Below are 25,017 nucleotides of genomic sequence, written 5' to 3'. Positions count from 1 at the left end.
CTTGCCCCCACCAACTGAATAGCAAAACAGAAAAGCTGTCTTATCCTTGATAAGACAGCTTTTTTTTAATGCTTGTTTACAGAATGAAAAGTGGTTTTAAGGATATTTAATAATTTTTTTGGTAAATAGGTGGTGGAGAGTGGGGGAATGTGGTAATATAAAAAATATGAAAGTGGGGGCGGACTATATGTTCATGGGTGAATATCAGCACAGCATCGATACAAAAGGCAGAATTATTGTCCCTGCCAAGTTTCGTGAATCGCTTGGAGAAAGCTTTGTTGTCACTCGTGGACTGGATAAATGTTTGTTCGCATACCCAATGAATGAATGGAAAGTATTAGAGGAAAAACTAAAAAAACTCCCACTTACTAAAAAGGATGCAAGAGCCTTCACACGGTTTTTCTTTTCTGGAGCTATTGAATGTGAAGTGGACAAACAGGGAAGAATAAATATTCCGCAAAACTTAAGAAATTATGCTGTTCTGGAAAAAGAGTGTGTTGTGATCGGTGTATCCAATCGAATTGAATTTTGGTCCAGCGAAAATTGGGACGATTACTTCGAGGACTCTGAAGAATCTTTTGCAGAGATTGCCGAAAATCTGATGGATTTTGATATTTGATGGACAGAAGTGGGTGTAACGATGTTTGAACATTACAGTGTTTTAAAAGAAGAAACGATTAAAGGACTAGCAATTGAGCCAGGTGGTACATATGTAGACTGCACAGTTGGCGGTGGAGGCCATTCAGAAAAAATAGCCTCCCAATTGAATGAGAATGGTCTGCTTGTGGCATTTGATCAGGATTTAGATGCACTTCAGGCAGCAAAAGAAAGATTGAAAGCATACCATGACCGAATTATTTTTATCCATTCCAATTTTAGAGGATTGGAAGAGGAATTAGCGAACCATCGAATTCAGCAGGTTGACGGAATATTGTTTGACCTTGGTGTCTCTTCTCCACAACTGGATAGAGGTGAGAGAGGGTTCAGTTATCAACAAGATGCGGAACTCGACATGCGAATGAATCAGGAAGCGGAACTGACTGCTTTTGAGATTGTTAACACGTGGCCCTACAATGACATGGTTGCCATATTTTTTAAATATGGGGAAGAAAAATTTTCAAAACAAATTGCGAGAAGGATTGAAGAATATAGAAAAACGAATGAAATTCACACAACTCATCAACTGGTGGAAATAATCAAGGATGCGATCCCAGCTCCAGCCCGAAGAAAGGGTGGACATCCGGCTAAGCGCATTTTTCAGGCATTGCGAATTGCTGTGAATGATGAATTAGCAGCATTTAATGATGCACTTCATCAGGCAGCAAGGGCGGTAAGTGAGAATGGACGCATTGCAGTTATCACTTTCCACTCACTTGAAGACAGGCTGTGTAAACAAGCATTTAAAAAGTGGAGTACTGCAAAAGAAACACCAAGAAATTTACCAGTGCTTCCAAAAGAGCATGAGGCGCCTTTTAAATTGATTTCAAGGAAACCAATAATAGCAACGGATGATGAATTGACAGAAAATCGCAGATCACGTTCGGCGAAATTGCGTATTGCTGAAAAAGTAAATGAATGGAACGATGATTTTACGTATGAAGAAGGGTGGAAAAAGTAATGGGTGCAAACCATGCCAGAAGCTGGCAGCAGAATAGACCGGAGCAGACTCAAGTTAGGGAACAAAAAGTTGCTGTTAAGGTACGGAAACAGGGCTGGATAACGAAAGGTGAAAAAGTGATTTATTCCGTGATAGGTGCAGGACTAGTAGCGGCAGGGATTTTTGTGGTATCCTTTTCTTCATCAACAGATAGTTTAAATCGTGAGATGCAGCAGCTCGAAAATGTTGTCCAAACACAAAAAGTAACAAATGAAGGTTTGATGTTCGAAATGAAAGAGTTAAGCAGACCTGAAAGAATCACAAAAATAGCTAAAGATAATGGATTGAAGCTGCAGGATGCTGAAGTAAAGCAAGCTCACGCATTTAACAATTAGTCAAGGAGAACTGGGTATGAGGAAAAATAAAACAACCCATTTCATGGCAGGGATATTGATTATTGTCTTTACCGGTATTTTTCTGATCACTGCAGGCCGTTTTTTGTATATTCAGGCAACTGGTGAAATTAATGATATATCCTTGGAAGAATGGGCGAAGAAAAAGCGCACATCTACTTATCCATTAAATGCAGAACGCGGTAAAATTTTTGATAAGAATGGTATGACTCTGGCTTACGATCGGCCTACATTTACAATGTACGCAATTGTGAAAGAGGAATACTCAGATAACCTGGAGGAGCCAAAGCATGTAACCGACCCGCAAGAAACAGCGGACAAGCTGGCTCCTCTATTAGATGTTGAAGAGAGTTTTATACTGGAGCGATTGGAAAAAGGAATTGAAAATGACAGATTCCAGGTTGAATTTGGAAAAGAAGGAAGAGAATTAAGCCAGCAGGAGAAAGATGACATTGCTGCACTGGGCTTGCCTGGTATTAATTTTGAGAAGGAGCCAATGCGATATTATCCAAATGGAACGTTTGCTTCCCATATTATTGGCTTTGCTAGAGAAACGGAAGTAGAAACCGAAGATGGTGTAAAAAAAGAGATTACTGGAATTGCCGGAATGGAACAAGAAATGAATGAATTACTCGCAGGTAAAAACGGTAGAATCTCTTACCAGCGCGACAAGTATAATAAAAAATTATTAGATCCTAATGAAGTCATTACTAAGCCTGAAGATGGAAACGATGTTTATTTAACGATTGACCAGAAAATCCAGACGTTGTTAGAGGATGTTCTTACACAGGTGGAAGAGGACTACAATCCAGAACGTGTTACAGCAATCGTTATGGATCCAAAAACAGGAGAAGTTCTTGCGATGAGTAACAGGCCAAGCTACAATCCGAATAATCCTGCAAATGTAGAGAATTGGTATAATGATGTGATATCAAACCCATTTGAACCAGGATCGACTGTCAAAATGTTTACATGGGCATCTGCAATTGAAGAAGGCGTTTATAACGGAAATGAAACATTTATGTCAGGAACCTATCAAGCCAATGAGAAATTAAAAAAGATAGGTGATCATAATGGTGGAAGAGGCTGGGGAACAATCACATTTGACAAGGGATTCGAGCGTTCCTCTAATGTTGCTGCAGCTAAACTTGCCTGGGAAAAGCTTGGACCGGAGAAGTTCTTGGAATATTTAAAGGCATTTGATTTTGATGAACCTTCAGGAATAGACCTGCCTGGAGAAGTGCCAGGTCAAATCTTGTATAATTGGCCGATGGAAAAAATAACAACAGCTTTTGGGCAAGGGAGTACGGTAACACCGATACAACAAATGAAAGCAGCAACTGCCATTGCGAATGACGGAAAAATGCTCCAGCCATATGTGATCAAAAAAATAGTTGATCCTAACACTGGCGACATATTAGAGGAAAAATCCCCAAAGGTAGTTGATCAACCTATTTCGGAGGAAACCTCCGATCATGTATTGAAATTGCTTGAGTCAGTTGTATATGGCGAGAATGGAACAGGTAAAAGATTTCAATTAGATGACTATACTGTCGGCGGCAAAACTGGTACAGCTCAAATACCTAATCCGGATGGACCAGGTTATATGACCGGAAGAGAAAATTATATTTTTTCCTTTTTAGGTATGGCACCAATCGATGATCCGGAATTAATGATGTACGTTTCTGTAAAACAGCCTGAAGCGAAGCCGACTGAGCCAACTTCATTACCGGTGTCCTTTATATTTAATAATGTTATGGAAAACAGTCTCCACTACCTAAATATTGAACCGGACAAAGATGATGATTATTCTGTGGAAAAAACAGAAATTCAGGAAATCATTGGTGAAGATGCCCAGGCAGCAGAAACAGCCCTAGCTGAAAAAGGATTACAGGTAACTGTCGTTGGCTCGGGTACTGTGGTTGCAGCCAATGTTGCGGAGGGGGACACGATTTTATCTAATCAAAGGATTATATTGATAACGGATAACCCATCCATGCCTGATATAATTGGATGGTCGAAGCGTGAAGTATTGCAGCTTGCGGATTTGCTTGAATTAAAAGTTGAATTATTTGGGAACGGCTATGTTGTCACACAAAATATTAAAGAAGATACACCACTGAAAAAGAATGATTACCTTGGGGTGGAATTATTGCCCCCAAATGAAACAATGGAAGAAAGTACGGATGCTGAAAACGAACAGGAAGCCCCCGCTGAGGAAGAAACAAATGGTGAAGGATGACTAAATAAATACCCATGCTAAACAGTGTTCTATTCATTTTTTTTAGCTCATATAGTGGATATAAGCCTACCTATGGAAGGGGACGGAATATGAAACGCGTATCCACTGTAACAGTTAGAAAACGAATCGTCACTGTTTTTCTTTTTGGCCTTCTCATTTTTGCAATAATTGATATAAGGCTGGGCTACGTGCAATTTGTTATCGGGGAAAAATTAGCAGGACAAGCGAATGAATTATGGACAAGAGATATTGTGTTTGAACCGGAACGCGGTAATATATTGGATAGGAATGGAGAGATACTTGCAGAAAATGTAACAGCACCATCTGTTGTTGTTGTACCAAGACAGATCAAGGATCCACAGAAAACAGCAGAAAAACTGGCGGCGATTTTAGATGTATCTGTTGATAAGGTTTATAGCGATATTACCAAGGTCGCTGCAAGTGTCGATATCAGGCCGGAGGGAATAAAAATTTCAGAGCAGCAGGAATCAGACATTCGCGCATTAAATCTGGATGGGGTGTACCTTGCTAAAGATTCGAAGAGACATTATCCAAATGGAAAGGACCTATCGCATGTATTGGGATTTGCCGGCATCGATAATCAGGGATTAATGGGGCTGGAGCTATTTTATGATGAAAAGTTAAGTGGTGAAGAAGGCAGTCTTTCTTTTTACTCGGATGCAAAGGGAAGAAGGCTGGATAGTCTTGCAGATGTATATACAGAACCATCTGACGGGCTGAACCTAAAAACAACAATTAATTCAAAGGTGCAAACTATTTTGGAGCGTGAAATGGATTTTGCAGTTTCTAAATATAATCCGGATGGTGCATTGGCAATTGCTGTAAACCCAAAGACTGGTGGAATTCTTGGCATGACAACAAGGCCTAATTTTCATCCTGAAAACTATCAGGAAGTGGAATCCTCCGTCTTTGACCGAAATTTACCTATATGGAGTACATATGAACCCGGATCAACCTTTAAAATAATTACATTAGCTGCAGCATTAGAAGAGGATATTGTTGATCTGGAGGATGATCATTTTCATGACGATGGTGATATCACTGTAGGCGGATCGGAGCTGCATTGCTGGAAGAGCGGAGGACACGGACATCAAACTTACTTGGAGGTAGTGCAGAACTCCTGTAACCCGGGCTTCGTTGAATTAGGATTATCATTAGGCAAAGAAAAGCTCTTTTCATATATAAGGGATTTCGGATTCGGCCAAAAAACTGGAATTGATCTTCAGGGAGAAGGCAATGGTATTCTTTTTAAACCTAAGGCTGTTGGGCCGGTTGAACTGGCAACTACCGCATTTGGTCAGGGTGTATCAGTTACACCAATACAACAGGTGATGGCAGTAGCTGCTGCTGTCAATGGCGGATATTTATATGAGCCTTTTCTTGCAAAGGAATGGATTGATCCAAAGACAGAAGAAACAGTAGAAAAAGTGGAACCAGTTCTAAAAGAAAGGGTTCTCTCGGAAGAAACCTCCCAAGAAATTCGGGAAGCTCTGGAAAGTGTTGTTGCAATGGGAACCGGGAGACCAGCCTATGTTGATGGGTACAGAGTTGGCGGGAAAACGGGAACAGCTCAAAAAGTAGGTCCTGACGGAAGGTATATGCAGAATAACTATGTCGTTTCCTTTATTGGCTTTGCACCGGCAGATGATCCAGAGATTGTAGTATACGTCGCTGTTGATAATCCCAAAAACACCGTTCAGTTTGGCGGAGTTGTTGCAGCACCTATCGTCGGAACAATTATTGGTGACAGCTTAAGGGCAATGGAAGTTGAACCGAGAACCGGTGGATTGGATAAAGAGTACATGTGGCCGGAGCAGCCAAAAATTGAGGTTCCGGATTTAATCGGATTATCCAAAAAGGATTTAACGGAATATATGACGAATCTCGCCATTGAAACAAACGGTGAGGGAAATTATATTATTGATCAGGCACCAGCACCTGGAACAAAAGTAGAACAGGGAGCAAAAATGCGTATATATTTATCTGAAGAAAAACATCGTGAATAAGCAGGAATTTTGCTATAATAGATAAGGTTTAAGTAAGAGGGTAATTTACATATTCACCCTCTTAATAATTGATGTTTCACTGTGCGGATATTTGGGTTATATTATGAAAGACAGGGTGTGTTATTTATGAAATTAAGTGAATTATTTTCATACATACCAATCTATCAAACTAATTCTGCAATAAAACATATAGAAATCACTTCGATCGAAATGGATTCACAGAAAGTGAAGGAAGGATCGTTATTTGTTTGCATCCCGGGTTTTACGGTGGATGGACATGATTATGTGGATGAAGCTATTGCCAACGGAGCTAGGGCAATTGTCGCCCAAAAAGAAGTAAAATCGGCAGTTCCTGTGGTTACGGTAACAGACAGCTCCAGAACACTGGCAATTCTTGCGGATAGGTTTTATAATCACCCAAGCAGTAAACTTCCATTAATCGGGGTAACCGGAACAAATGGAAAGACAACTGTAACTTATTTGCTGGAGGAAATATATAATCATTTTCAAAAAAAGACTGGTGTAATTGGAACAATTCAAATGAAGATTGATAATAAGACCTATCCTGTATCCAATACAACACCTGATGCATTAAGCCTGCAAAAATCATTTCAATTGATGGTTAATGAGGGTGTGGAACAGGCCATTATGGAGGTTTCCTCCCATGCACTTGATTTGGGGAGGGTATATGGCTGTGATTTTGATATAGCAGTATTTACTAACCTCTCTCAGGATCACCTTGATTTTCATAAAAATATTGATGATTATTTAAGGGCAAAAAGTCTGCTATTTGCCCAATTAGGGAATACCTATGATGACAGTAAACAAAAATTTGCTATTATTAATGCAGATGATTTATCGAGTGACCTGATTAAAAAAAGCACAGCCCAGCATATTGTTACGTATGGATGCAGAAGTGAAGCACAAATAATGGCAGAGGAAATCAATATAGATGCTGACGGGACTGCTTTTAAATTAATTACGCCTGTGGGAGAATTACAAATATCCAGCAAGCTAATTGGCATGTTCAATGTATATAATATGCTCGCAGCCAGTGCCGCAGCAATCGCCGGGAAGGTACCGCTGAAAATTATTAAAACTGCACTTGAGAATATAAATGGCATCAGCGGACGGTTTGAGTCAATTGCGGAAAATGAATCATTTGCTGTAATTGTGGATTATGCTCATACACCCGATTCTTTAAAAAATGTACTTAAAACCATAAAAGAATTTGCAAGAAGAAAAGTTTATGTTGTTGTAGGATGCGGAGGGGATCGGGACAGATCAAAACGCCCGTTGATGGCAGCAATTGCCCTGAGATATTCGGATCATGCAATTTTCACTTCCGACAATCCAAGAACAGAGGATCCTGAGGCAATTTTGCAGGACATGACAAATGGATTAGAGGATTTCACGAATAAATATGAAGTAATATCAGATCGCAAATCAGCAATTTACCAGGCAGTTAATTATGCTGAAGAAGATGATGTTATTTTAATTGCAGGGAAAGGTCATGAAACGTATCAGCAGATTGGCCATGTTAAATATGATTTTGATGACCGGGTAATTGCAAAAGAAGCAATCAAAGCTAAGGAGAAATGATAATGTTATTTACAACAAAGTGGCTGACCGGATTCTTAACTGATTATAAAGGGACAGCAGAAGATGAAATTGTAATTGAAAAGGTTATAACTGACAGCAGGATAAAAACAATTAAATCATTGTTTGTTCCAATAATAGGAGACAATTTTGATGGCCATGATTATGTAAAGCAAGCAGTTAATAATGGTGCAACGGCAGTCCTATGGAGTAAAGAAAGGGAGCTTCCAGCATTTCTGCCAGCAGATTTCCCTGTATTTTTTGTAGAGGATACAATTGCTGCATTGCAGAAAATGGCATCAAGCTACAGGGAGCTGGTAAACCCGATTGTAGTCGGAATCACAGGGTCAAATGGAAAAACGACTACAAAGGATCTGGTAGCAGCAATGCTTAAAACCACCTACCGCACACATTTTACTGACGGAAATTTTAATAACCACATTGGACTTCCGCTTACTGTATTATCTATGAAACGAGACACAGAAGCATTAGTCCTGGAAATGGGCATGGGTGACTTTGGTGAGATTGACCTGCTCACAAAAATTGCCAGACCTGACTACGCAATCATCACAAATATCGGTGAATCCCATATTGAATTTTTAGGATCACGAAAAGGAATCTCAGAGGCAAAATTAGAAATTTTGAATGGCCTGAAGGATGAAGGGTACGCCATAATTGATGGTGATGAAGCGTTACTGCAGCATCTTCACAATAAAGCGAATATTATTAAATGTGGCTATGGTGAGAGCAATGATGTCAAAATTAATAATGTAGAGATCAACATAGACCATACTAAATTTAACCTTTCAGATGGAATCTCCTATAAGGTTCCACTAATGGGCAGGCATCACGCCCTAAATGCCTCCTTTGCAGTTACACTCGGGAAACATCTGGGAATTGAAAAAGAAAAGCGGCAAAAAGCATTGCTTTCATTAAAATTAACTTCCATGCGTTTTGAAATGATCAATGGACCAAGTGAAGTATCTATCATAAATGATGCATACAATGCTTCACCTACTTCAATGAAAGCTGCTGTAGAGGTTGTAAAGCAAATGTCAGATTTTACGGATAAGGTCTTAGTGCTGGGAGATATACGGGAATTGGGGGAATACTCGGAAGAACTGCATCGCTCAGTTGCAGATGTCATCGAAGCCCCGATTAATGTGCTGTTTACATTTGGAGATGAAGCCAGATTTATCTCTGAGACTGTCCAAAAGAATGAACCGGCTATACAATGTATGCATTATGCTTCAAAAGAAGAATTGGTTCAAGCACTGCAGGTTTATTTGAAAAAGGATTCATTGTTATTATTCAAAGCTTCAAGAGGATTAGAATTCGAATCACTTATTAAAGAAATTATTCATACATCATAGCAAAAGCGCAAGCGCCCGTTTAGCAACGTACGGACTGCGCCCCACAGGACGTGGGGTGGTTCGATGTTGCCACGTGATGTGGCGGTTTTAATCGAACTTCCTTTTCGTAGGAGATAAAGGAAACATGCCCCTGGATAGGAGTATGCCGACGTTGGCTTTAGCCGGTTTTAGTCGGCCCTCCTTTAACACCGGAGCCGATGTTGACTTATCGTACGTAGGTATCGGTCAGTCCGCTAGTTGCTGGGCGCTGGAGCTGGACGTGGCTTATCCCAGCTGCTAATTACATAGAGCCATAATTTTATACTTTCATACATCATAAATTGATGGACGGTTATTGTACAAGGAGGAAAACAAGTGAATATATCTGTATTATTGCTTACAATAGCGATCGCATTTCTTATTACCGTCCTTTTATCTCCAATTTTTATTCCATTTTTAAGACGTTTAAAGTTTGGGCAAAGTATTAGAGAAGAAGGACCGGAATCTCACATGAAAAAGACAGGCACACCTACAATGGGTGGGCTTATGATTGTTTTCAGCATTATTATTACGTCTCTTATTATGGCTGTTAAAGTCTCGTCAGCTGTTGGCTATGAGCTGTGGCTTTTAATATTTGTACTGTTCGGGTATGGACTGTTAGGGTTCCTGGATGATTTTATCAAAGTAGTGATGAAACGAAATTTAGGTTTAACATCCAAACAGAAGATGCTTGGACAAATTGTTATCGCACTTGTATTCTATTTTATTTTACGGATTCAGGACTTTCCAACCTATATTCAGATCCCGGGTACGAATATTCAATGGGAGCTTGGATGGGGCTATGCCATTCTGATTATATTTATGCTAGTCGGTGCGTCCAATGCAGTTAATTTAACGGATGGACTGGATGGGCTCCTTGCGGGAACAGCAGCTATCGCTTTCGGCGCTTTTGGAATCCTGGCATGGTACGGATTCCCAGAGAGTAATGTTACCATCTTCGCACTTGCTGCAGTTGGGGCGCTGTTAGGTTTTCTGGTATTTAACGCACATCCTGCAAAGGTTTTTATGGGAGATACTGGATCCCTGGCATTAGGCGGTGCCATCGCGGCAGTAGCTATTTTAACAAAACTCGAAATTATTCTGGTGATTATCGGCGGCGTATTTGTTATTGAAACACTTTCTGTGATCATACAGGTAGTATCATTTAAAACAACAGGTAAAAGGGTCTTCAAAATGAGTCCATTACATCACCATTATGAACTTCTGGGATGGTCAGAATGGCGTGTAGTTACTACTTTCTGGCTGATTGGACTTATTTTTGCAGCGCTTGGTATTTATATCGAGGTGGGGTTAGGTTGAATAAATTAATCGATTTTCCATATTCTCATGTTCTTGTGCTTGGTTTGGCGAAAAGCGGAACAGCAGCTGCAAAGGTATTTCTTGCGAATGAAAAGAACGTCCGGGTAAACGACATGCAGGCGGTTGAAGAAGATGAAGTCGTTAAAGAATTAAAGGCTCTTGGAGCAAGTGTAATTTTAGGCGAGCATCCTATTTCCGTTCTTGACGAAATAGAAATAATCGTGAAAAACCCCGGTATCCCTTACAGCAATCCAATTCTTGAGGAAGCAATGGAAAGAAATATCCCGATTATTACGGAAATTGAACTTGCAGGCCAATTAACAGAAGGACCTGTAATTGGAATTACTGGCTCAAACGGAAAAACAACGACAACAATTCTGACAGCCCAGATGATTGAAAAAAGTAATTTACCTGTGAAAGCAGCAGGAAATATTGGCCATGTCGCTACAGAGGTGGCACAAACCGTGAAAGAAGCGGAAACGATGGTTTTGGAATTATCCTCCTTTCAGCTTTTGGGGATAGAGAAGTTCAGACCAAAGGTTGCGGTCTTGCTTAATATATTTGAAGCCCATCTCGATTATCATAAAACAATGGATAGCTATAAAAAAGCGAAGTTTAATATTTTCAAGAATCAGGAAAGTGACGATTATCTGGTATATAATGCAGATGATCCAGCAATTACAGCAGCAATTCCAGAAGCATCTTCACAAAAAGTCCCTTTTTCTATCCATAGACAGCTTGACAATGGAGTGTGGCTCAGTGGAGAAAGTATCTATTTTAAAAATGAAATTGTGATTGACCGCAAAGACATTGTTTTAGTCGGTGAGCATAATCTGGAGAATATCCTTGCTTCCATAGCAGCTGCAAAATTATGTGGGGCAACGAATAAAGGAATCGGAGAGGTGCTAAAAACATTTTCTGGTGTAAAGCATCGATTGCAATTTGTGGATAATATCAATGATCGATTATTTTATAATGATTCAAAGGCTACCAATTTGCTTGCGACTGAAAAAGCATTGACTTCTTTCCAGCAGCCGACTATTTTATTGGCTGGCGGCCTGGACCGTGGAAATGAATTTAATGATTTGCTTCCTTTTTTAGAGAATGTTAAAGCAATGGTTTTATTTGGGGAAACTCGTGAAAAACTAAAAAAAACCGCTGAAAATGCAGGAATTGAAACAATAATCTTAGCGGAAACAATGCAGGAAGCTGTACATGAAGCCTATGCTGTATCTGATAGGAATGATGTAATATTATTATCCCCGGCCTGTGCAAGCTGGGATCAATACCGAACTTTTGAAGAAAGAGGAGACATGTTTATACAAGCTGTGCATACACTAGTGTAGGGGCTTGTCTTAAACAACAGCAATAAAACTTAGCTTATCACCAAGTTTTAATGGTGAAATCCTAAGTTGCAATTATACTGATTTCTTTGGAAAGCTATAATTTTTATCAGTATAGAATACAGATGGCCCCTATTCCTATATGGAAAAGGGGGGTTTTTGTGTTTCAAAAAATAAAAAAGGGGAATAAACCGGATTATATCCTTCTCACTGTGATTCTTGGACTGCTTATTATTGGTATCGTGATGGTTTACAGTTCTTCATATGTTTGGGCTGAATATAAGTATGATGATTCGATGTATTATTTAAAAAGACAATTGCTTTTTGCTGGAGCAGGTGTTGCAGCAATGTTCTTTATCATGCGTATTCCGTATAATTTCTGGAGGAAATATGCCAAATTAATTATGCTGTGCTGCTTTGTATTATTGTTTCTGGTATTGATTCCTGGAGTTGGCATGGTGCGCGGCGGAGCACAAAGCTGGATTGGGGTAGGTGCATTCAGCATTCAGCCATCAGAGTTTATGAAGCTGGGCTTGATTATATTTCTGGCAGCATACCTCTCTGAAAATCAAAAATTTATAACTTCATTTAAAAAGGGATTTTTTCCATCAATCATTTTAACCTTTACTGCATTTGGCCTGATTATGCTGCAGCCGGATCTGGGTACAGGAATGGTGCTTGTAATGACCTGTATGGTAATGATTTTCGTGTCAGGTGCGAGACTGACTCATTTTTTCGGTTTGGCAGCAGTTGGTCTTGCTGGGTTTGTTTTTTTGATAATTTCCGCACCATACCGTATTAGCAGAATAACTGCTTTTCTCAATCCATGGGAAGATCCTCTTGGTGATGGGTTCCAGATTATTCAATCATTGTATGCAATTGGACCAGGTGGACTTTTGGGTCTGGGACTTGGGGACAGCCTGCAAAAGTATTTCTACCTGCCAGAACCTCAGACCGATTTTATTTTTGCTATTTTAGGGGAAGAGCTCGGATTTATCGGGGGCACCTTTGTGATCGGATTATTTTTCTTGCTGTTTTGGCGGGGAATCAGAATTGCACTCGAAGCACCAGATCAATTTGGAAGATTTTTGGCACTCGGAATTGTTTCGATGGTTGCCATTCAGGTTATGATCAATATCAGTGTAGTAATCGGACTGATTCCTGTAACCGGAATAACACTGCCATTTTTGAGCTATGGAGGATCTTCATTAACTCTCGCGTTATGTTCCGTGGGCATCTTACTAAATATTAGTATAAACTCCAAAATATAGCATCAATAGGATGCTATATTTTAATTGGAAAAAATTAATAGAAACCTTTTGGGCAAAAACTTGATAAACTATACAGTGTATACTACATTTTTAGGTGCATTATGTGATATAATTCATGTAACATGAATAAATAATATTTTTGTGATGGTTTATTCTGTTAATTTGTAATGAAGGAAGAAATGGAGATGAGCAAAAAGAAAATTGTTTCGATTGAAGAGCGTATTCCAAAATTGAAACAAGCACGTAAAAAAAAGGTAAATAGACGGTTGGTTTTTTATCTATCTATTTTTTTCTTTCTGATATCTATTATTGTTTATCTGCAATCCCCGTTAAGTCATATCAAGACAATTAATGTTATAGGGAATTCGTATTCTGCAGATGAAGAGATAATTAAACAAAGTAAACTAACGACGAAATCAAATATCTGGACGATAAATCCATCCGATATTGAAAATGAGATCAGTAAAAATGAAATTGTAGAGTCCGTTGAGGTAAACCGCAAATTACCCTGGACGGTGGAAATTGAATTGAAGGAATTTGAAAGAGTAGGGTATGTCGAAAGGGATCACATATTTTATCCGATTCTTGGCAATGGAACCACTTTGGGTGGAGCAGGACAGGAACATTATAACGGCGATGCTCCGCTGTTAGCTGAATTTTCTGACGAGGCTTACTTACTTAGAATGACAAGCGAACTCCAAAAATTACCGGAGAATATTTTAAATTTAATTTCGGAAATTTATTGGAAACCTGTAGATGAAAATAAAAATAAGATTCTTTTATATATGAATGATGGTTTTATGGTGGATGGCACAATTAGAAATTTTGCTGAGAAAATGGAGGTTTATCCATCTATTGCCTCGCAGCTGGAGCCAGACAGTAAAGGAATTATTCATATAGGTGTTGGAGCTTATTTTGAATCATTTGCCAGTCCTTCTGATGAAGAGGCAGAAGAAGAAAATGATGAGGCATCCTCTGAAGATATGGAAACAGAGTCAGAATCAGAGGAATAGATTTTCATAAATATGAAAAATATCCCGAGTGAAAAGTCATATAACAGAGTGTTTTTACGAAACATATAGTAGGTAAACTGTGGTTTATAATCTCCCGTATGTAAATGGGCAATAAAATACTAACTTCTGACTGAGTTAATAGCAAGACGAAGAAGTGGGGGACAGGGGAAAATAGGTTAAAAACGCCACGTCCAGGGACTGTATTACGTTCGTCCTACTGAAAATAATTGGGACTGCAGTTACTCTACCGGAAAAAGTTATGGCAACATCTGCATGAACTGCAGCCCCATTGAATAGAGATTTACTTTATTTTCACGGAAAATAAAGGGAAACTATCATTTTATGTGGAATTACTTATATATATTTTCATTTTTTCATAAATTCCTATAAAATAATTGATTATAGTACATTAGAAACAGGAAATAGGAGATTTTGTCTAATTCTTTATTAGACACTTCTGCATGAGGAGGTGCCTTTCTTTGAACAACAGTGAGATACTGGTTAGTCTAGATGTTGGAACATCAAAAATTAAAGTAATTATCGGAGAAGTATTAAATGATTCCTTAAACGTAATTGGAGTTGGCACTGCAAAATCCAGTGGAATGAAAAAAGGTGCCATTGTTGATATTGACCAGACAGTTCAATCAATCAGAAATGCCGTTGAACAGGCTGAACGCATGGTTGGTATGCAAATAGAGAGTGTAGTTGTAGGTATAAATGGAAACCATATTCAATTGCAGCCATGTCATGGAGTGGTAGCAGTACAGAGTGAAAACCGTGAAATCACTGATGAAGATATTACCAGAGTAATTGACGGAGCACAGGTAATCTCCATCCCCCCTGAGCGTGAAATAATTGATGTTATACCTAAACAGTTTATTGTAGATGGATTGGATGAAATTACTGATCCAAGGGGAATGATTGGTGTTCGTCTGGAAATGGAAGGGACAATCATAACCTGTTCCAAAACAGTTTTACATAATATATTAAAATGTGTAGAACGTGCCAATCTGCAAGTTACTGATATCTGCCTGCAGCCTCTTGCAGCAGGAACGGTTGCATTATCAAAAGATGAGAAGAATATGGGGGTTGCTCTTATTGATGTAGGTGGCGGCTGTTCAACTGTCTCAATTTTTGAAAATGATCATCTTATCTCAACGAGTGTTATAAGTCTTGGTGGAGACAATATAACAAAGGATTTGTCGATCGGTCTCAGAACATCGACAGAAGAGGCAGAGGATATTAAATTAAATTATGGACATGCCTTTTACGATCATGCACAAGAAGATGAAACATTTGAAGTCTCCATTATAGGAAGCAATACAAAGCAAACCTATAATCAGCTGCAGATTTCTGATATGATCGAAGCAAGACTTGAAGAAATCTTTGCCTATGCAGAGAGAGAAATCAGAAAAATGGGGTACCACGAATTACCTGGAGGCTATGTTTTAACAGGTGGAACAGTGGCTATGCCTGGTGCTATTGAGCTTGCCGAGGATCTATTCCATTCAAATGTACGTATCGCAATCCCGGATTACATAGGTGTTAGAGAAGCTCAGTTTACAGCTGGTGTTGGAATTTTGCAATTCGCTTATCGAAATGCGAAAATACAAGGAAAAGAGTTTTTACCTTCTGTAACGGCAACTGAAAATGAACAGAAACCTAAACGTAATCATAAACAGCAAAAGTCAAATGGAAATAAAGAAAGTAAGAAAAAAGACTCTGGATTTGCTAATTTGTTTAAATATTTCTTTGATTAATCAATTCTTCCTGAGAAATGAATTTCAACAATATAGCGTGTTTATTATATAACACTATAAAATTAGCTTCTGGAACTCTTGTAATTTTGCATATTAGGAGGAACGAAATATGTTAGAGTTTGATACAAATATGGAAGAACTTGCAACAATTAAAGTTATTGGCGTAGGTGGCGGTGGTAATAACGCTGTCAACCGAATGATTGAACACGGTGTTGAAGGTGTTGAATTCATCGCTGTAAATACAGATGCACAAGCATTGAATTTATCAAAAGCAGAAGTGAAAATACAAATTGGCGGAAAGCTAACCCGTGGATTGGGTGCAGGAGCCAATCCTGAAGTTGGGAAAAAGGCTGCCGAAGAAAGTAAAGATCAGCTTCAGGAAGTGCTGCAAGGTGCAGACATGATTTTTGTAACAGCTGGCATGGGTGGAGGAACTGGTACCGGGGCAGCTCCCGTTATTGCTCAAATTGCCAAGGACCTTGGCGCATTAACAGTCGGTGTTGTAACAAGACCATTTTCCTTCGAAGGAAGAAGAAGATCTACACAGGCTATTTCCGGGATAGAGGCCTTGAAAAATGCTGTGGATACATTAATTGTCATTCCAAATGACCGTTTACTGGAAATAGTGGATAAAAATACACCAATGCTGGAAGCTTTCCGTGAGGCAGACAATGTTCTGCGTCAAGGGGTACAAGGTATTTCCGATCTAATTGCTAAACCAGGGCTGATTAATGTAGACTTTGCGGATGTTAAAACAATTATGTTCGATAAAGGGTCTGCATTAATGGGGATTGGTGTCGCAACAGGGGAGACCCGAGCTACAGAAGCTGCGAAAAAGGCAATTTCATCTCCACTGCTTGAAACCTCTATCGATGGTGCTCATGGAATTTTAATGAACATTACTGGTGGTACCAATCTGAGTCTGTATGAAGTACAGGAAGCAGCAGACTTGGTAACCTCTGCAGCAGATAGTGAGGTAAATGTTATCTTCGGTTCTGTTATAAATGAGAATCTGAATGATGAGATTGTTGTTACAGTAATCGCCACAGGCTTTGATGAATCTGTTAAGCGAGCAGAAAATCAGCCGAAACAGCAGCGTCCTTTAATTAACCATAATCAGCATGCTGCGACTAGAGCAACAGATGATGTACCAAGAGAACCGATCCAACAACAGCAGCAGCAACAACGTCCGAAGCAGGAAGAAGATACATTGGATATTCCTACTTTCCTGAGAAATCGAAATCGCAACCGCCGCTAAAGGTGTTAATAACTTAAAAGCAAACAGTTATCTTAATTGATATCTGTTTGCTTTTTTTGTGTATGAAATTCTATAAAATAAGTTCTTTATGTAAAATTTGTTACCCTATAAACTTCACAGTTTCTATAGACTGCGAACTAACTTTAAATAGTAATGGAACTACCGATGCAGGAAAAGCATCTGCTGAAATCCCAGCGTCTTTGTGACCTTCTCTACGCATATCATCTTGATTTGTCCCTCATAACTTCAATGACTTTACGAATGAATAGTTTTTTCCTGCATTCGTGCATTCATACCCTTGATGAGTGTACGAATGAATAGTTTTTTCCTGCATTCGAGCACTCATAACCTTGATAAGTTAACGAATGAATAGTATCTTCCCGCATTCGAGCACTCATACCCTTGATGAGTGTACGAATGAATAGTTTTTTCCTGCATTCGAGCACTCATACCCTTGATGAGTGTACGAATAAATAGTTTTTTCCTGCATTCGAGCACTCATACCCTTGATGAGTGTGCGAATGAAATGTATTACTGTATAACGCTTCTATGTGACCTTTTTTAACGCTTTTCATCTTAATTTTTCCTGTAAAACACTTCTAATGTACTTTCAATACAGTTTTACTTCGCAATTTACATCAACTGCGACGTCTCTATAGTTGTAATAGAAATTTTCTCACGACAAACTCCCCGATAAGTAGTTAAAATTAGCCCCATTCCTCATACAAGAAGTGACAGACTTTGCTTGCAGGCTTCGCTATACTTTGAGGAAACCCATAATATGATGCAGCTATTACTTTTGGCATTACATTCAGAGGAAAGGAAGAGGATATTGACTATTTATCTTGATGCTGTCTGGACTTTAAACTTTTTCCTGGACATGATGCTGTTAATGTTGACACAAGCACTTGCTAGAGACGGCACAAGAAAATTGAGAATTGCGTTTGGAGCTTTCATTGCCTCATTACTTGTACCAATTTCGATATATTTTCCAGATTCATTTGTCTCAAGTGTAACAGGAAAATTTATGTATTCCATTTTTATTATTATTTGCGCATTCGGTTTTACAAATATATATCGAATGATGAAATTACTTCTCTTATTTTATTTTACAACTTTTGCAATGGGGGGTGGACTAGTCGCAATTCATTTTCTCTTTCAAAATCCGGTAGGGGTTTCATCAAGTGGACTGCTTACATATAACAGTGGGTACGGGGATCCTGTCAGCTGGATATTTATCGCTGTTGGCTTTCCAATCATCTGGATCTTTACAAAATCCCGTATGGACAAGCATGCAGCTGAAAAAATCCGGTATGACCAGCAATATCCAGTCAGTATTCAAATCAGAAATAAAATCTATTCAACAACCGGATATATTGATAGCGGGAATCAGCTGGTAGATCCCTTGACAAAAATGCCTGTCATTATCTGTGATCAATCTTTTTTAAAAAAATGGTTTACTGAAAGCGAGTGGAAGCAATTAAAGGACGCTAACGATAACCTTGATTTTGAAAATCTTCCAAAAGCGTGGGAAAAATATGTTCATATTGTTCCATATCAGGGAGTACAGGGAAGTGGAATGTTTTTGATCGGATTGAGACCCGATAAATTAGTTGTCTATTATGAGAACCAGAAAATTATTACAAATAAATTATTAATTGGCATTCAGTTTGCTGATTTAACAAAGGATCAAAGCTATCACTGTCTGCTGCAGCCGCAAATTATAAAATTAGCAACAGTTTATTCTGCTTAAAGGAGAGATGGGTGTTGAAATCGTGGAAACTTAGTTTAAGATTACAATGGTATAAGTTATTAATGAAAATTGGTGTTAAATCAGAAGAAATATATTATATTGGCGGTAGTGAAGCATTGCCACCGCCCCTTTCCAAACAGGAGGAGCAGGAGTTATTGCAGCTGCTTCCTAAAGGCGATAAAGCTGCAAGAGCAGTGCTAATCGAGCGAAACTTGCGCCTTGTTGTATATATTGCCCGCAAATTTGAAAATACGGGCATAAATATTGAGGATCTGATAAGTATTGGAACCATTGGTTTAATTAAAGCAGTAAATACGTTTAATCCCGAAAAGAAAATAAAATTGGCAACTTATGCATCAAGATGTATTGAAAACGAAATTTTGATGTATTTACGGAGAAATAACAAATTAAAATCGGAAATATCCTTTGATGAGCCTTTAAATATTGATTGGGATGGAAATGAATTATTATTATCAGATGTGCTGGGTACGGAGGAAGATATTATAACAAAAAATCTGGAATCAAATGTGGATAAATCGCTGCTGAAAAGTGCGTTGTCCCAGTTGAGTGATCGTGAAAAACAAATTATGGAATTGCGTTTTGGATTAGTGGGAGAAGATGAAAAGACCCAAAAAGATGTCGCTGATATGTTAGGGATTTCGCAATCTTATATATCCAGACTTGAGAAAAAAATAATCCGACGACTAAAAAAAGAATTTAATAAAATGGTTTAGCCTTGATGTGCATAAGCAAGAGTAAACTTTAGTGGAATTCCTGCTGAATGTAACTGCATAAAAATCCTCTCATGCGGAGATACTGTCCATGAACAGCATCACCAACTGGGAGGGTTGAACAAAAGTGACTAGACATAAAGTTGAAATTTGTGGTGTTGATACATCAAAGTTACCAGTATTAAAAAATGATGAAATGCGCAAACTTTTTGTAAAAATGCAGCAGGATGGTGATTTGTCAGCACGAGAAGAACTTGTAAATGGAAATCTGCGGCTTGTATTAAGTGTCATCCAGCGATTTAATAACAGGGGTGAATATGTAGATGATCTATTCCAAGTCGGTTGTATTGGTCTAATGAAATCTATTGATAATTTTGATTTAGCACATAATGTCAGATTTTCCACATATGCTGTTCCTATGATCATTGGTGAAATAAGAAGGTATTTAAGAGATAATAACCCTATTAGAGTATCTAGATCCTTGCGTGATATTGCCTATAAAGCATTGCAGGTAAGAGAAAAGCTTATTAATAAAACGTCCAAGGAACCTACTCCAATGGAAATAGCAGAAGAGATGGGAATTCCCCACTCGGACATTGTATTTGCACTTGATGCTATTCAGGATCCCGTATCATTATTTGAACCAATCTATAATGATGGAGGAGACCCAATTTTTGTATTGGATCAGATTAGTGATGATAAAGATAAGGATTCAACCTGGCTTGATAAGCTTTCATTAAAGGAGGGAATGATTCAGTTAAATGAAAGAGAAAAAATGATATTGAATAAGCGATTTTTTCAGGGCAAAACACAAATGGAAGTTGCAGATGAAATCGGCATCTCCCAAGCCCAAGTATCCCGCCTCGAAAAAGCTGCCATCAGCCAAATGAACAAACAGATGTTTGAATAAAGAAAAGTGAAGCGGGCTTGCCCAGCGACGGAAGGCATAAGCAAGTGACCGAAAAACGCGTGAACTTTCGCGTTTGTAGTGTCAATTGCTTATGACAGTAGTCGCTAGCCCACGCGGCACTAGACAAGAAAAGTGAAGCGGGCTTGCCCAGCGACGGAAGGCATAAGCAAGTGACCAAAATATCAATGAAATAAAAAACAAAAGGAACAGGTTTCTGCCTGATCCTTTTTTTTTTTGTCCAATATAAGAAAGTATCCAAACTTCCTGCATATATTTAAAAGTAAGGTGGGGTGAGGATAATGATTAAACTGTCAGAGCTTCAGGTAAAAGAAGTTATAATTATTGATGATGGCAGTCGTTTAGGACATATTTCGGATTTGGAAATAGATACACACAGTGGAAGAATTACTGCAATTATAATTCCTTTGAAAGAAAAAAGCGGTGGTTTTTTTGGAAAGCCTGGTGAATTGGTCATACAATGGAATCAAATTGTAAGAATAGGATCGGATGTTATTCTGGTGAATGGAATAAAGAGGCCGGCATTATATTCAGAGAGCCTTTCAAATGACAACAATTTATAAAAAAGTGGAAAATATGTTAAAATGGTACAGAAATAGTTTTGGAGGTAGCTAACCAATGACCGAACCATTTGTACATAGAAATGAATCTTATTTGCACATAGAAAAATGGCAGAAAATCAATCCTAAATTAATGGCTGGCTTTACAGTAAGAAATGGAGGGGTGAGCTCCCCTCCATTTCATGCGTTAAATTGCGGGTTACATGTAAACGATGATCCAGATAATGTGATTGAAAATAAGAAGCTGCTCTCAAAAAAAATACATATTCCCATGGAAAACTGGGTCTCGGGTGAACAAATACATCAAACAAATGTAAAACAGATTACAAGTGAAGATAAAGGAAAGGGTTCGACTTCTTATGGGACTGCCATTAAAGGAATAGATGGTATGATTACAAACAGCGGAGGGGTTTTGTGTACTGCTTTTTTTGCTGATTGTGTTCCATTATTTTTCTACGATCCAAAAACGGGTTATATTGGATTGGCACATGCCGGCTGGAAAGGCACGGTAAACCGAATGGCCGGGAAAATGGTTCAAAAGCTCCAAAATAAAGGAGTGAATACTGCTGACCTTTTAGTTGCAATTGGCCCTTGCATTTCTCAAAATTTCTATGAAGTTGATGAAAATGTTATTAAACATATTCCTTCAGACTTACGGAAGAATACAGTGCTTCCGAACGGGAAAAATCACAGCCTGTTGGATTTAAAGCAAATAAATGTAGATATCCTTTTACAAAGTGGAGTATTACGTCATAATATAGATATAACAAATTATTGCACATTTTATGATGAAAACTTATTTTTTTCACATCGCAGAGATAATGGAAAAACTGGGAGAATGTTGGGGTTCCTTGGGTTTACAGCATGATTATACGGGGGAGGAGTAATGGTTATAATGGATGTAGCAGCAAATCTTGAAGAAATTCAATCAATGATAGGACAAGCATGTAAAAGAAGCAACAGAAATCCTGAAGAAATTACCATAATCGGGGTTACGAAATATGTTACAATAGAACGAACAGAAGAAACAATAAATGCCGGAATTGCAAACCTTGGCGAAAATCGGCTGGAGGGATTCCTGGAAAAATATAATCATTTTGGAAATAAAGCAAACTGGCACTTTATTGGAACAATGCAGTCACGGAAAGTAAAAGATGTTATTAATCATGTACACATGCTTCACTCACTGGACCGTTCGTCTCTTGCCAAAGAAATTGATAAACGTGCTGAGAAACCAGTCGATTGTTTTGTACAGGTAAATGTGAGTGGAGAAGAATCAAAACATGGATTGGATCCTGGTAAAGTAATTCCGTTTATTGAGGAAATTGAAAAATACAGCAATGTTCATGTTGTCGGATTAATGACAATGGCACCACATATTGAAGATAAAGACCGTTTAAGAGAGATTTTCAGGAATTTGGCGGAATTAAGAGATTCCATTAAGGAAAAAAAATTCCCTCATGCTCCCTGTGAGTTTTTATCAATGGGGATGAGCAATGACTATGATTTGGCCGTTGAAGAAGGAGCTACACATATTCGAGTTGGTTCAAAATTAGTAGGATCCTAAAATACTTATTCTGATGAGCGGGGTGTAAAAATGAGCATTAAAAGTAAAATCAAAAATTACTTTACCATGGACGATGAGTATGAATATGAGTATGTTGAGGAAGAAAAAGGGGAGCCTGAAAACAGACTCAGCCAAAAGAAGACCGGCCAAAATGTTGTTAATTTAACTAGCATGCAGCAGCCTTCCTCCAAAGTTGTGCTTTGTGAGCCGAGAAACTATAATGAAGCTCAGGAAATTGCTGATAATATTGTGAACAGAAGGGCAGTTGTCATTAATCTGCAGCGTGTTGACAATAATCAGGCAAAACGAATTGTTGATTTTTTAAGCGGTACGGTATATGCAGTAAATGGAGATATACAGAAGCTGGGTGCCGAAACATTCCTGTGTACACCAGATAATGTTGATGTTTCCGGTACGATCTCAGAGACATTTCCTGAAGAAGAATTTGAAAAAGGATGGTAGTAATGAATGTTCCAATTATATAATGTATTGAATATGGCTCTAACAATATACAGTTATGCACTAATTGTTTATATATTTATGTCATGGTTTCCAGGTGCACGTGAATCATCATTTGGCGTCTTTCTTGCTAAAATTTGCGAACCATATCTGGAGCAATTCCGGAAATTCATCCCACCACTTGGCATGATTGATTTTTCACCAATTGTAGGTATTTTTGTGCTGTACCTCGCTCGAATGGGATTACTGGAACTGTTCCGGATGTTCTAAGGTGATTTAATATGGACATTTATCAGCATTTTAGAAAAGAAGAACAGCCATTTATCGACTATATCATTTCCTTAAAAGAGCAGGTGGAATTGACTTATCAGTACAAACTGACTGATTTTCTCGATCCTAGGGAACAGCAGATCACGGAAATGCTGATTGGAACGGCAAATGATGAATTAAAATTGTATAAAAATGGCGGCGGAGATCATACGGAAAGAAAAAGAATGATCATCGCCCCATTTTACGAAGAAATTACAGAAGGATCTTATCAGATGACATTGCTTCAAGCTTCCTACCAGGATAAATTTATTAAACTGGAACACAGAGATGTAATGGGGGCTTTCTTATCATCAGGAATAAAACGAAAAAAATTAGGGGATATTTTTGCAGATAATGGCATCATTCAAATCGTATTGGCATCTGAAATTGCTGCATATGTCAAGACAAATCTAACCTCTGTAAAGAAAGCCAATGTAAAACTTGAAGAACTCCCGCTTTCAGCAAAAATAGAAATGGACACTAATTGGGTAGAAGCAGATAAAACTGTTTCCTCTTTGCGACTCGATGCAGTACTTAAAGAAATTTACAATATTTCAAGAAAAGATGCTACCGATTATATCAGCAAACAATTTGTTAAAGTAAACCATAAGGTAATTGAAGATGGGAAATTTATGCTTCAGGAGGGTGATTTAGTTTCTGCACGTAAAAAAGGCAGAAGTAAACTTGTAAAAATAAATGGCAGAACCCGGAAGGATAAATGGAGAATAACAGTTGCTCTTTTAAAATAAAAACTTTAATGAATTTGCAGGAATAAACCTATTTTATGTCGAATAACCGTTTAATGCAATTTTATAAATTTATAATTAATACGGAGATTGACAATGAATTTCTTGCTTCAATTTGACATCTGCAAGCAATAATTAATTATTTCTTTAAGGAGGTGGCCAATGTGCCATTAACACCGTTAGATATTCATAATAAAGAGTTTACCCGCAGTTTTCGCGGATATGATGAGGATGAAGTTAATGAGTTTTTGGATCAGGTAATTAAGGACTATGAGATGGCTATCCGTGAAAAAAAGGAACTGAAGGAAAAGGTGGAACAGCTGGATGAAAAGCTTGGGCATTTCACCAATATTGAAGAAACCTTAAATAAATCGATCCTTGTAGCACAAGAAACAGCAGAAGAATTGAAAGGTAATGCTACAAAGGAATCCAAACTGATCATTAAAGAAGCTGAGAAAAATGCAGACCGGATAATCAACGAAGCATTAAGTAAATCCCGTCGTATTTCTATGGATGTGGAAGAATTAAAGAAGCAGGCAAAAGTATTTCGTACCCGTTTAAAAATGCTTGTTGAAGCACAGCTTGATATGATTGGAACAGATGACTGGGAAGATTTATTCAATGAAGAGCTGGGCGAAGAGCTTGAGTTGGTGGAAAATAAATCATAGACCTTGACGTGGCCGGGAATTTTACATATAATTCATACACACGCAGGTAAATAATAGTTATT

General features: G+C 38.3%; 23 protein-coding genes and 1 other annotated feature (1 of these 24 running past the window's edge). All 23 genes read left to right on the top strand.

The features are described 5' to 3' along the window. Window positions 1-187: 187 nt before the first annotated feature. Window positions 188-619 carry a division/cell wall cluster transcriptional repressor MraZ gene (gene mraZ / locus CIL03_RS04515; protein WP_094884459.1) on the top strand — a complete coding sequence of 144 codons (432 nt, stop codon included), beginning with the start codon at window positions 188-190 and terminating at the stop codon, window positions 617-619. Between the two features lie 21 nt (window positions 620-640). Next, window positions 641-1,618, top strand: a complete 978-nt coding sequence (gene rsmH, locus CIL03_RS04510) for a 16S rRNA (cytosine(1402)-N(4))-methyltransferase RsmH (RefSeq protein WP_206207665.1) — start codon at window positions 641-643, stop codon at window positions 1,616-1,618. Further along, window positions 1,618-1,992, top strand: a complete 375-nt coding sequence (ftsL, locus tag CIL03_RS04505) for a cell division protein FtsL (protein ID WP_094884006.1) — start codon at window positions 1,618-1,620, stop codon at window positions 1,990-1,992. The genes rsmH and ftsL overlap by 1 nt, the downstream gene beginning before the upstream one ends. A 16-nt stretch (window positions 1,993-2,008) precedes the next feature. After that, a complete protein-coding gene (locus CIL03_RS04500) occupies window positions 2,009-4,252 on the top strand; it encodes a penicillin-binding protein (protein ID WP_094884005.1) in 2,244 nt (747 codons plus the stop codon). 89 nt (window positions 4,253-4,341) lie between these two features. After that, on the top strand, window positions 4,342-6,279 hold the full coding sequence (locus tag CIL03_RS04495; protein ID WP_094884004.1) for a stage V sporulation protein D: 1,938 nt from the start codon (window positions 4,342-4,344) through the stop codon (window positions 6,277-6,279). Between the two features lie 126 nt (window positions 6,280-6,405). Then, the gene (locus CIL03_RS04490) at window positions 6,406-7,881 is read left to right on the top strand and encodes a UDP-N-acetylmuramoyl-L-alanyl-D-glutamate--2,6-diaminopimelate ligase (RefSeq protein ID WP_094884003.1); all 1,476 of its coding nucleotides are present in this window, start codon (window positions 6,406-6,408) and stop codon (window positions 7,879-7,881) included. A 2-nt stretch (window positions 7,882-7,883) separates the two neighbouring features. Further along, a complete protein-coding gene (locus CIL03_RS04485; protein ID WP_094884002.1) occupies window positions 7,884-9,251 on the top strand; it encodes a UDP-N-acetylmuramoyl-tripeptide--D-alanyl-D-alanine ligase in 1,368 nt (455 codons plus the stop codon). Between the two features lie 354 nt (window positions 9,252-9,605). Then, complete coding sequence (gene mraY / locus CIL03_RS04480; protein WP_094884001.1) at window positions 9,606-10,589, top strand: phospho-N-acetylmuramoyl-pentapeptide-transferase; 984 nt, start codon at window positions 9,606-9,608, stop codon at window positions 10,587-10,589. Then, window positions 10,586-11,935 (top strand): UDP-N-acetylmuramoyl-L-alanine--D-glutamate ligase, encoded by a 1,350-nt coding sequence (gene murD / locus CIL03_RS04475; protein WP_094884000.1) that lies wholly within the window; start codon window positions 10,586-10,588, stop codon window positions 11,933-11,935. The genes mraY and murD overlap by 4 nt, the downstream gene beginning before the upstream one ends. A 158-nt stretch (window positions 11,936-12,093) precedes the next feature. Next, a complete protein-coding gene (spoVE, locus tag CIL03_RS04470; protein WP_240507991.1) occupies window positions 12,094-13,203 on the top strand; it encodes a stage V sporulation protein E in 1,110 nt (369 codons plus the stop codon). Window positions 13,204-13,388: 185 nt separating this feature from the next. Further along, window positions 13,389-14,216 (top strand): cell division protein FtsQ/DivIB, encoded by an 828-nt coding sequence (locus tag CIL03_RS04465; RefSeq protein ID WP_094883999.1) that lies wholly within the window; start codon window positions 13,389-13,391, stop codon window positions 14,214-14,216. Between the two features lie 479 nt (window positions 14,217-14,695). Beyond that, a complete protein-coding gene (gene ftsA, locus CIL03_RS04460) occupies window positions 14,696-15,976 on the top strand; it encodes a cell division protein FtsA (protein ID WP_094883998.1) in 1,281 nt (426 codons plus the stop codon). 109 nt (window positions 15,977-16,085) lie between these two features. Beyond that, window positions 16,086-17,234: a cell division protein FtsZ gene (gene ftsZ / locus CIL03_RS04455; protein WP_094883997.1), complete on the top strand. Its 1,149-nt coding sequence runs from the start codon at window positions 16,086-16,088 to the stop codon at window positions 17,232-17,234. A gap of 781 nt (window positions 17,235-18,015) precedes the next feature. Then, complete coding sequence (spoIIGA, locus tag CIL03_RS04450) at window positions 18,016-18,987, top strand: sigma-E processing peptidase SpoIIGA (RefSeq protein ID WP_240507990.1); 972 nt, start codon at window positions 18,016-18,018, stop codon at window positions 18,985-18,987. Window positions 18,988-19,001: 14 nt separating this feature from the next. After that, a complete protein-coding gene (sigE, locus tag CIL03_RS04445) occupies window positions 19,002-19,721 on the top strand; it encodes an RNA polymerase sporulation sigma factor SigE (RefSeq protein WP_094883996.1) in 720 nt (239 codons plus the stop codon). 124 nt (window positions 19,722-19,845) lie between these two features. After that, window positions 19,846-20,628, top strand: a complete 783-nt coding sequence (gene sigG / locus CIL03_RS04440; protein WP_094883995.1) for an RNA polymerase sporulation sigma factor SigG — start codon at window positions 19,846-19,848, stop codon at window positions 20,626-20,628. Between the two features lie 299 nt (window positions 20,629-20,927). Next, window positions 20,928-21,209 (top strand): YlmC/YmxH family sporulation protein, encoded by a 282-nt coding sequence (locus CIL03_RS04435; RefSeq protein WP_094883994.1) that lies wholly within the window; start codon window positions 20,928-20,930, stop codon window positions 21,207-21,209. Between the two features lie 55 nt (window positions 21,210-21,264). Further along, window positions 21,265-22,074: a peptidoglycan editing factor PgeF gene (pgeF, locus tag CIL03_RS04430; protein WP_094883993.1), complete on the top strand. Its 810-nt coding sequence runs from the start codon at window positions 21,265-21,267 to the stop codon at window positions 22,072-22,074. 27 nt (window positions 22,075-22,101) lie between these two features. Continuing rightward, the gene (locus CIL03_RS04425; RefSeq protein WP_206207670.1) at window positions 22,102-22,773 is read left to right on the top strand and encodes a YggS family pyridoxal phosphate-dependent enzyme; all 672 of its coding nucleotides are present in this window, start codon (window positions 22,102-22,104) and stop codon (window positions 22,771-22,773) included. A gap of 30 nt (window positions 22,774-22,803) precedes the next feature. Next, window positions 22,804-23,235 carry a cell division protein SepF gene (locus CIL03_RS04420; RefSeq protein WP_094883992.1) on the top strand — a complete coding sequence of 144 codons (432 nt, stop codon included), beginning with the start codon at window positions 22,804-22,806 and terminating at the stop codon, window positions 23,233-23,235. 6 nt (window positions 23,236-23,241) lie between these two features. Next, window positions 23,242-23,502, top strand: coding sequence for a YggT family protein (locus CIL03_RS04415; RefSeq protein WP_094883991.1), 261 nt, complete (start codon window positions 23,242-23,244; stop codon window positions 23,500-23,502). A gap of 11 nt (window positions 23,503-23,513) precedes the next feature. After that, window positions 23,514-24,290 (top strand): YlmH family RNA-binding protein, encoded by a 777-nt coding sequence (locus CIL03_RS04410; RefSeq protein WP_094883990.1) that lies wholly within the window; start codon window positions 23,514-23,516, stop codon window positions 24,288-24,290. A gap of 161 nt (window positions 24,291-24,451) precedes the next feature. After that, the gene (locus tag CIL03_RS04405) at window positions 24,452-24,955 is read left to right on the top strand and encodes a DivIVA domain-containing protein (protein WP_094883989.1); all 504 of its coding nucleotides are present in this window, start codon (window positions 24,452-24,454) and stop codon (window positions 24,953-24,955) included. 60 nt (window positions 24,956-25,015) lie between these two features. Then, window positions 25,016-25,017, top strand: a binding site (T-box leader) (it continues 218 nt past the right edge of the window).

Origin of the sequence: Virgibacillus indicus, from assembly GCF_002266285.1 — a bacterium.
Lineage (GTDB): Bacteria > Bacillota > Bacilli > Bacillales > Amphibacillaceae > Virgibacillus_K > Virgibacillus_K indicus.
This window is presented reverse-complemented; position numbering and strand designations above follow the sequence as displayed.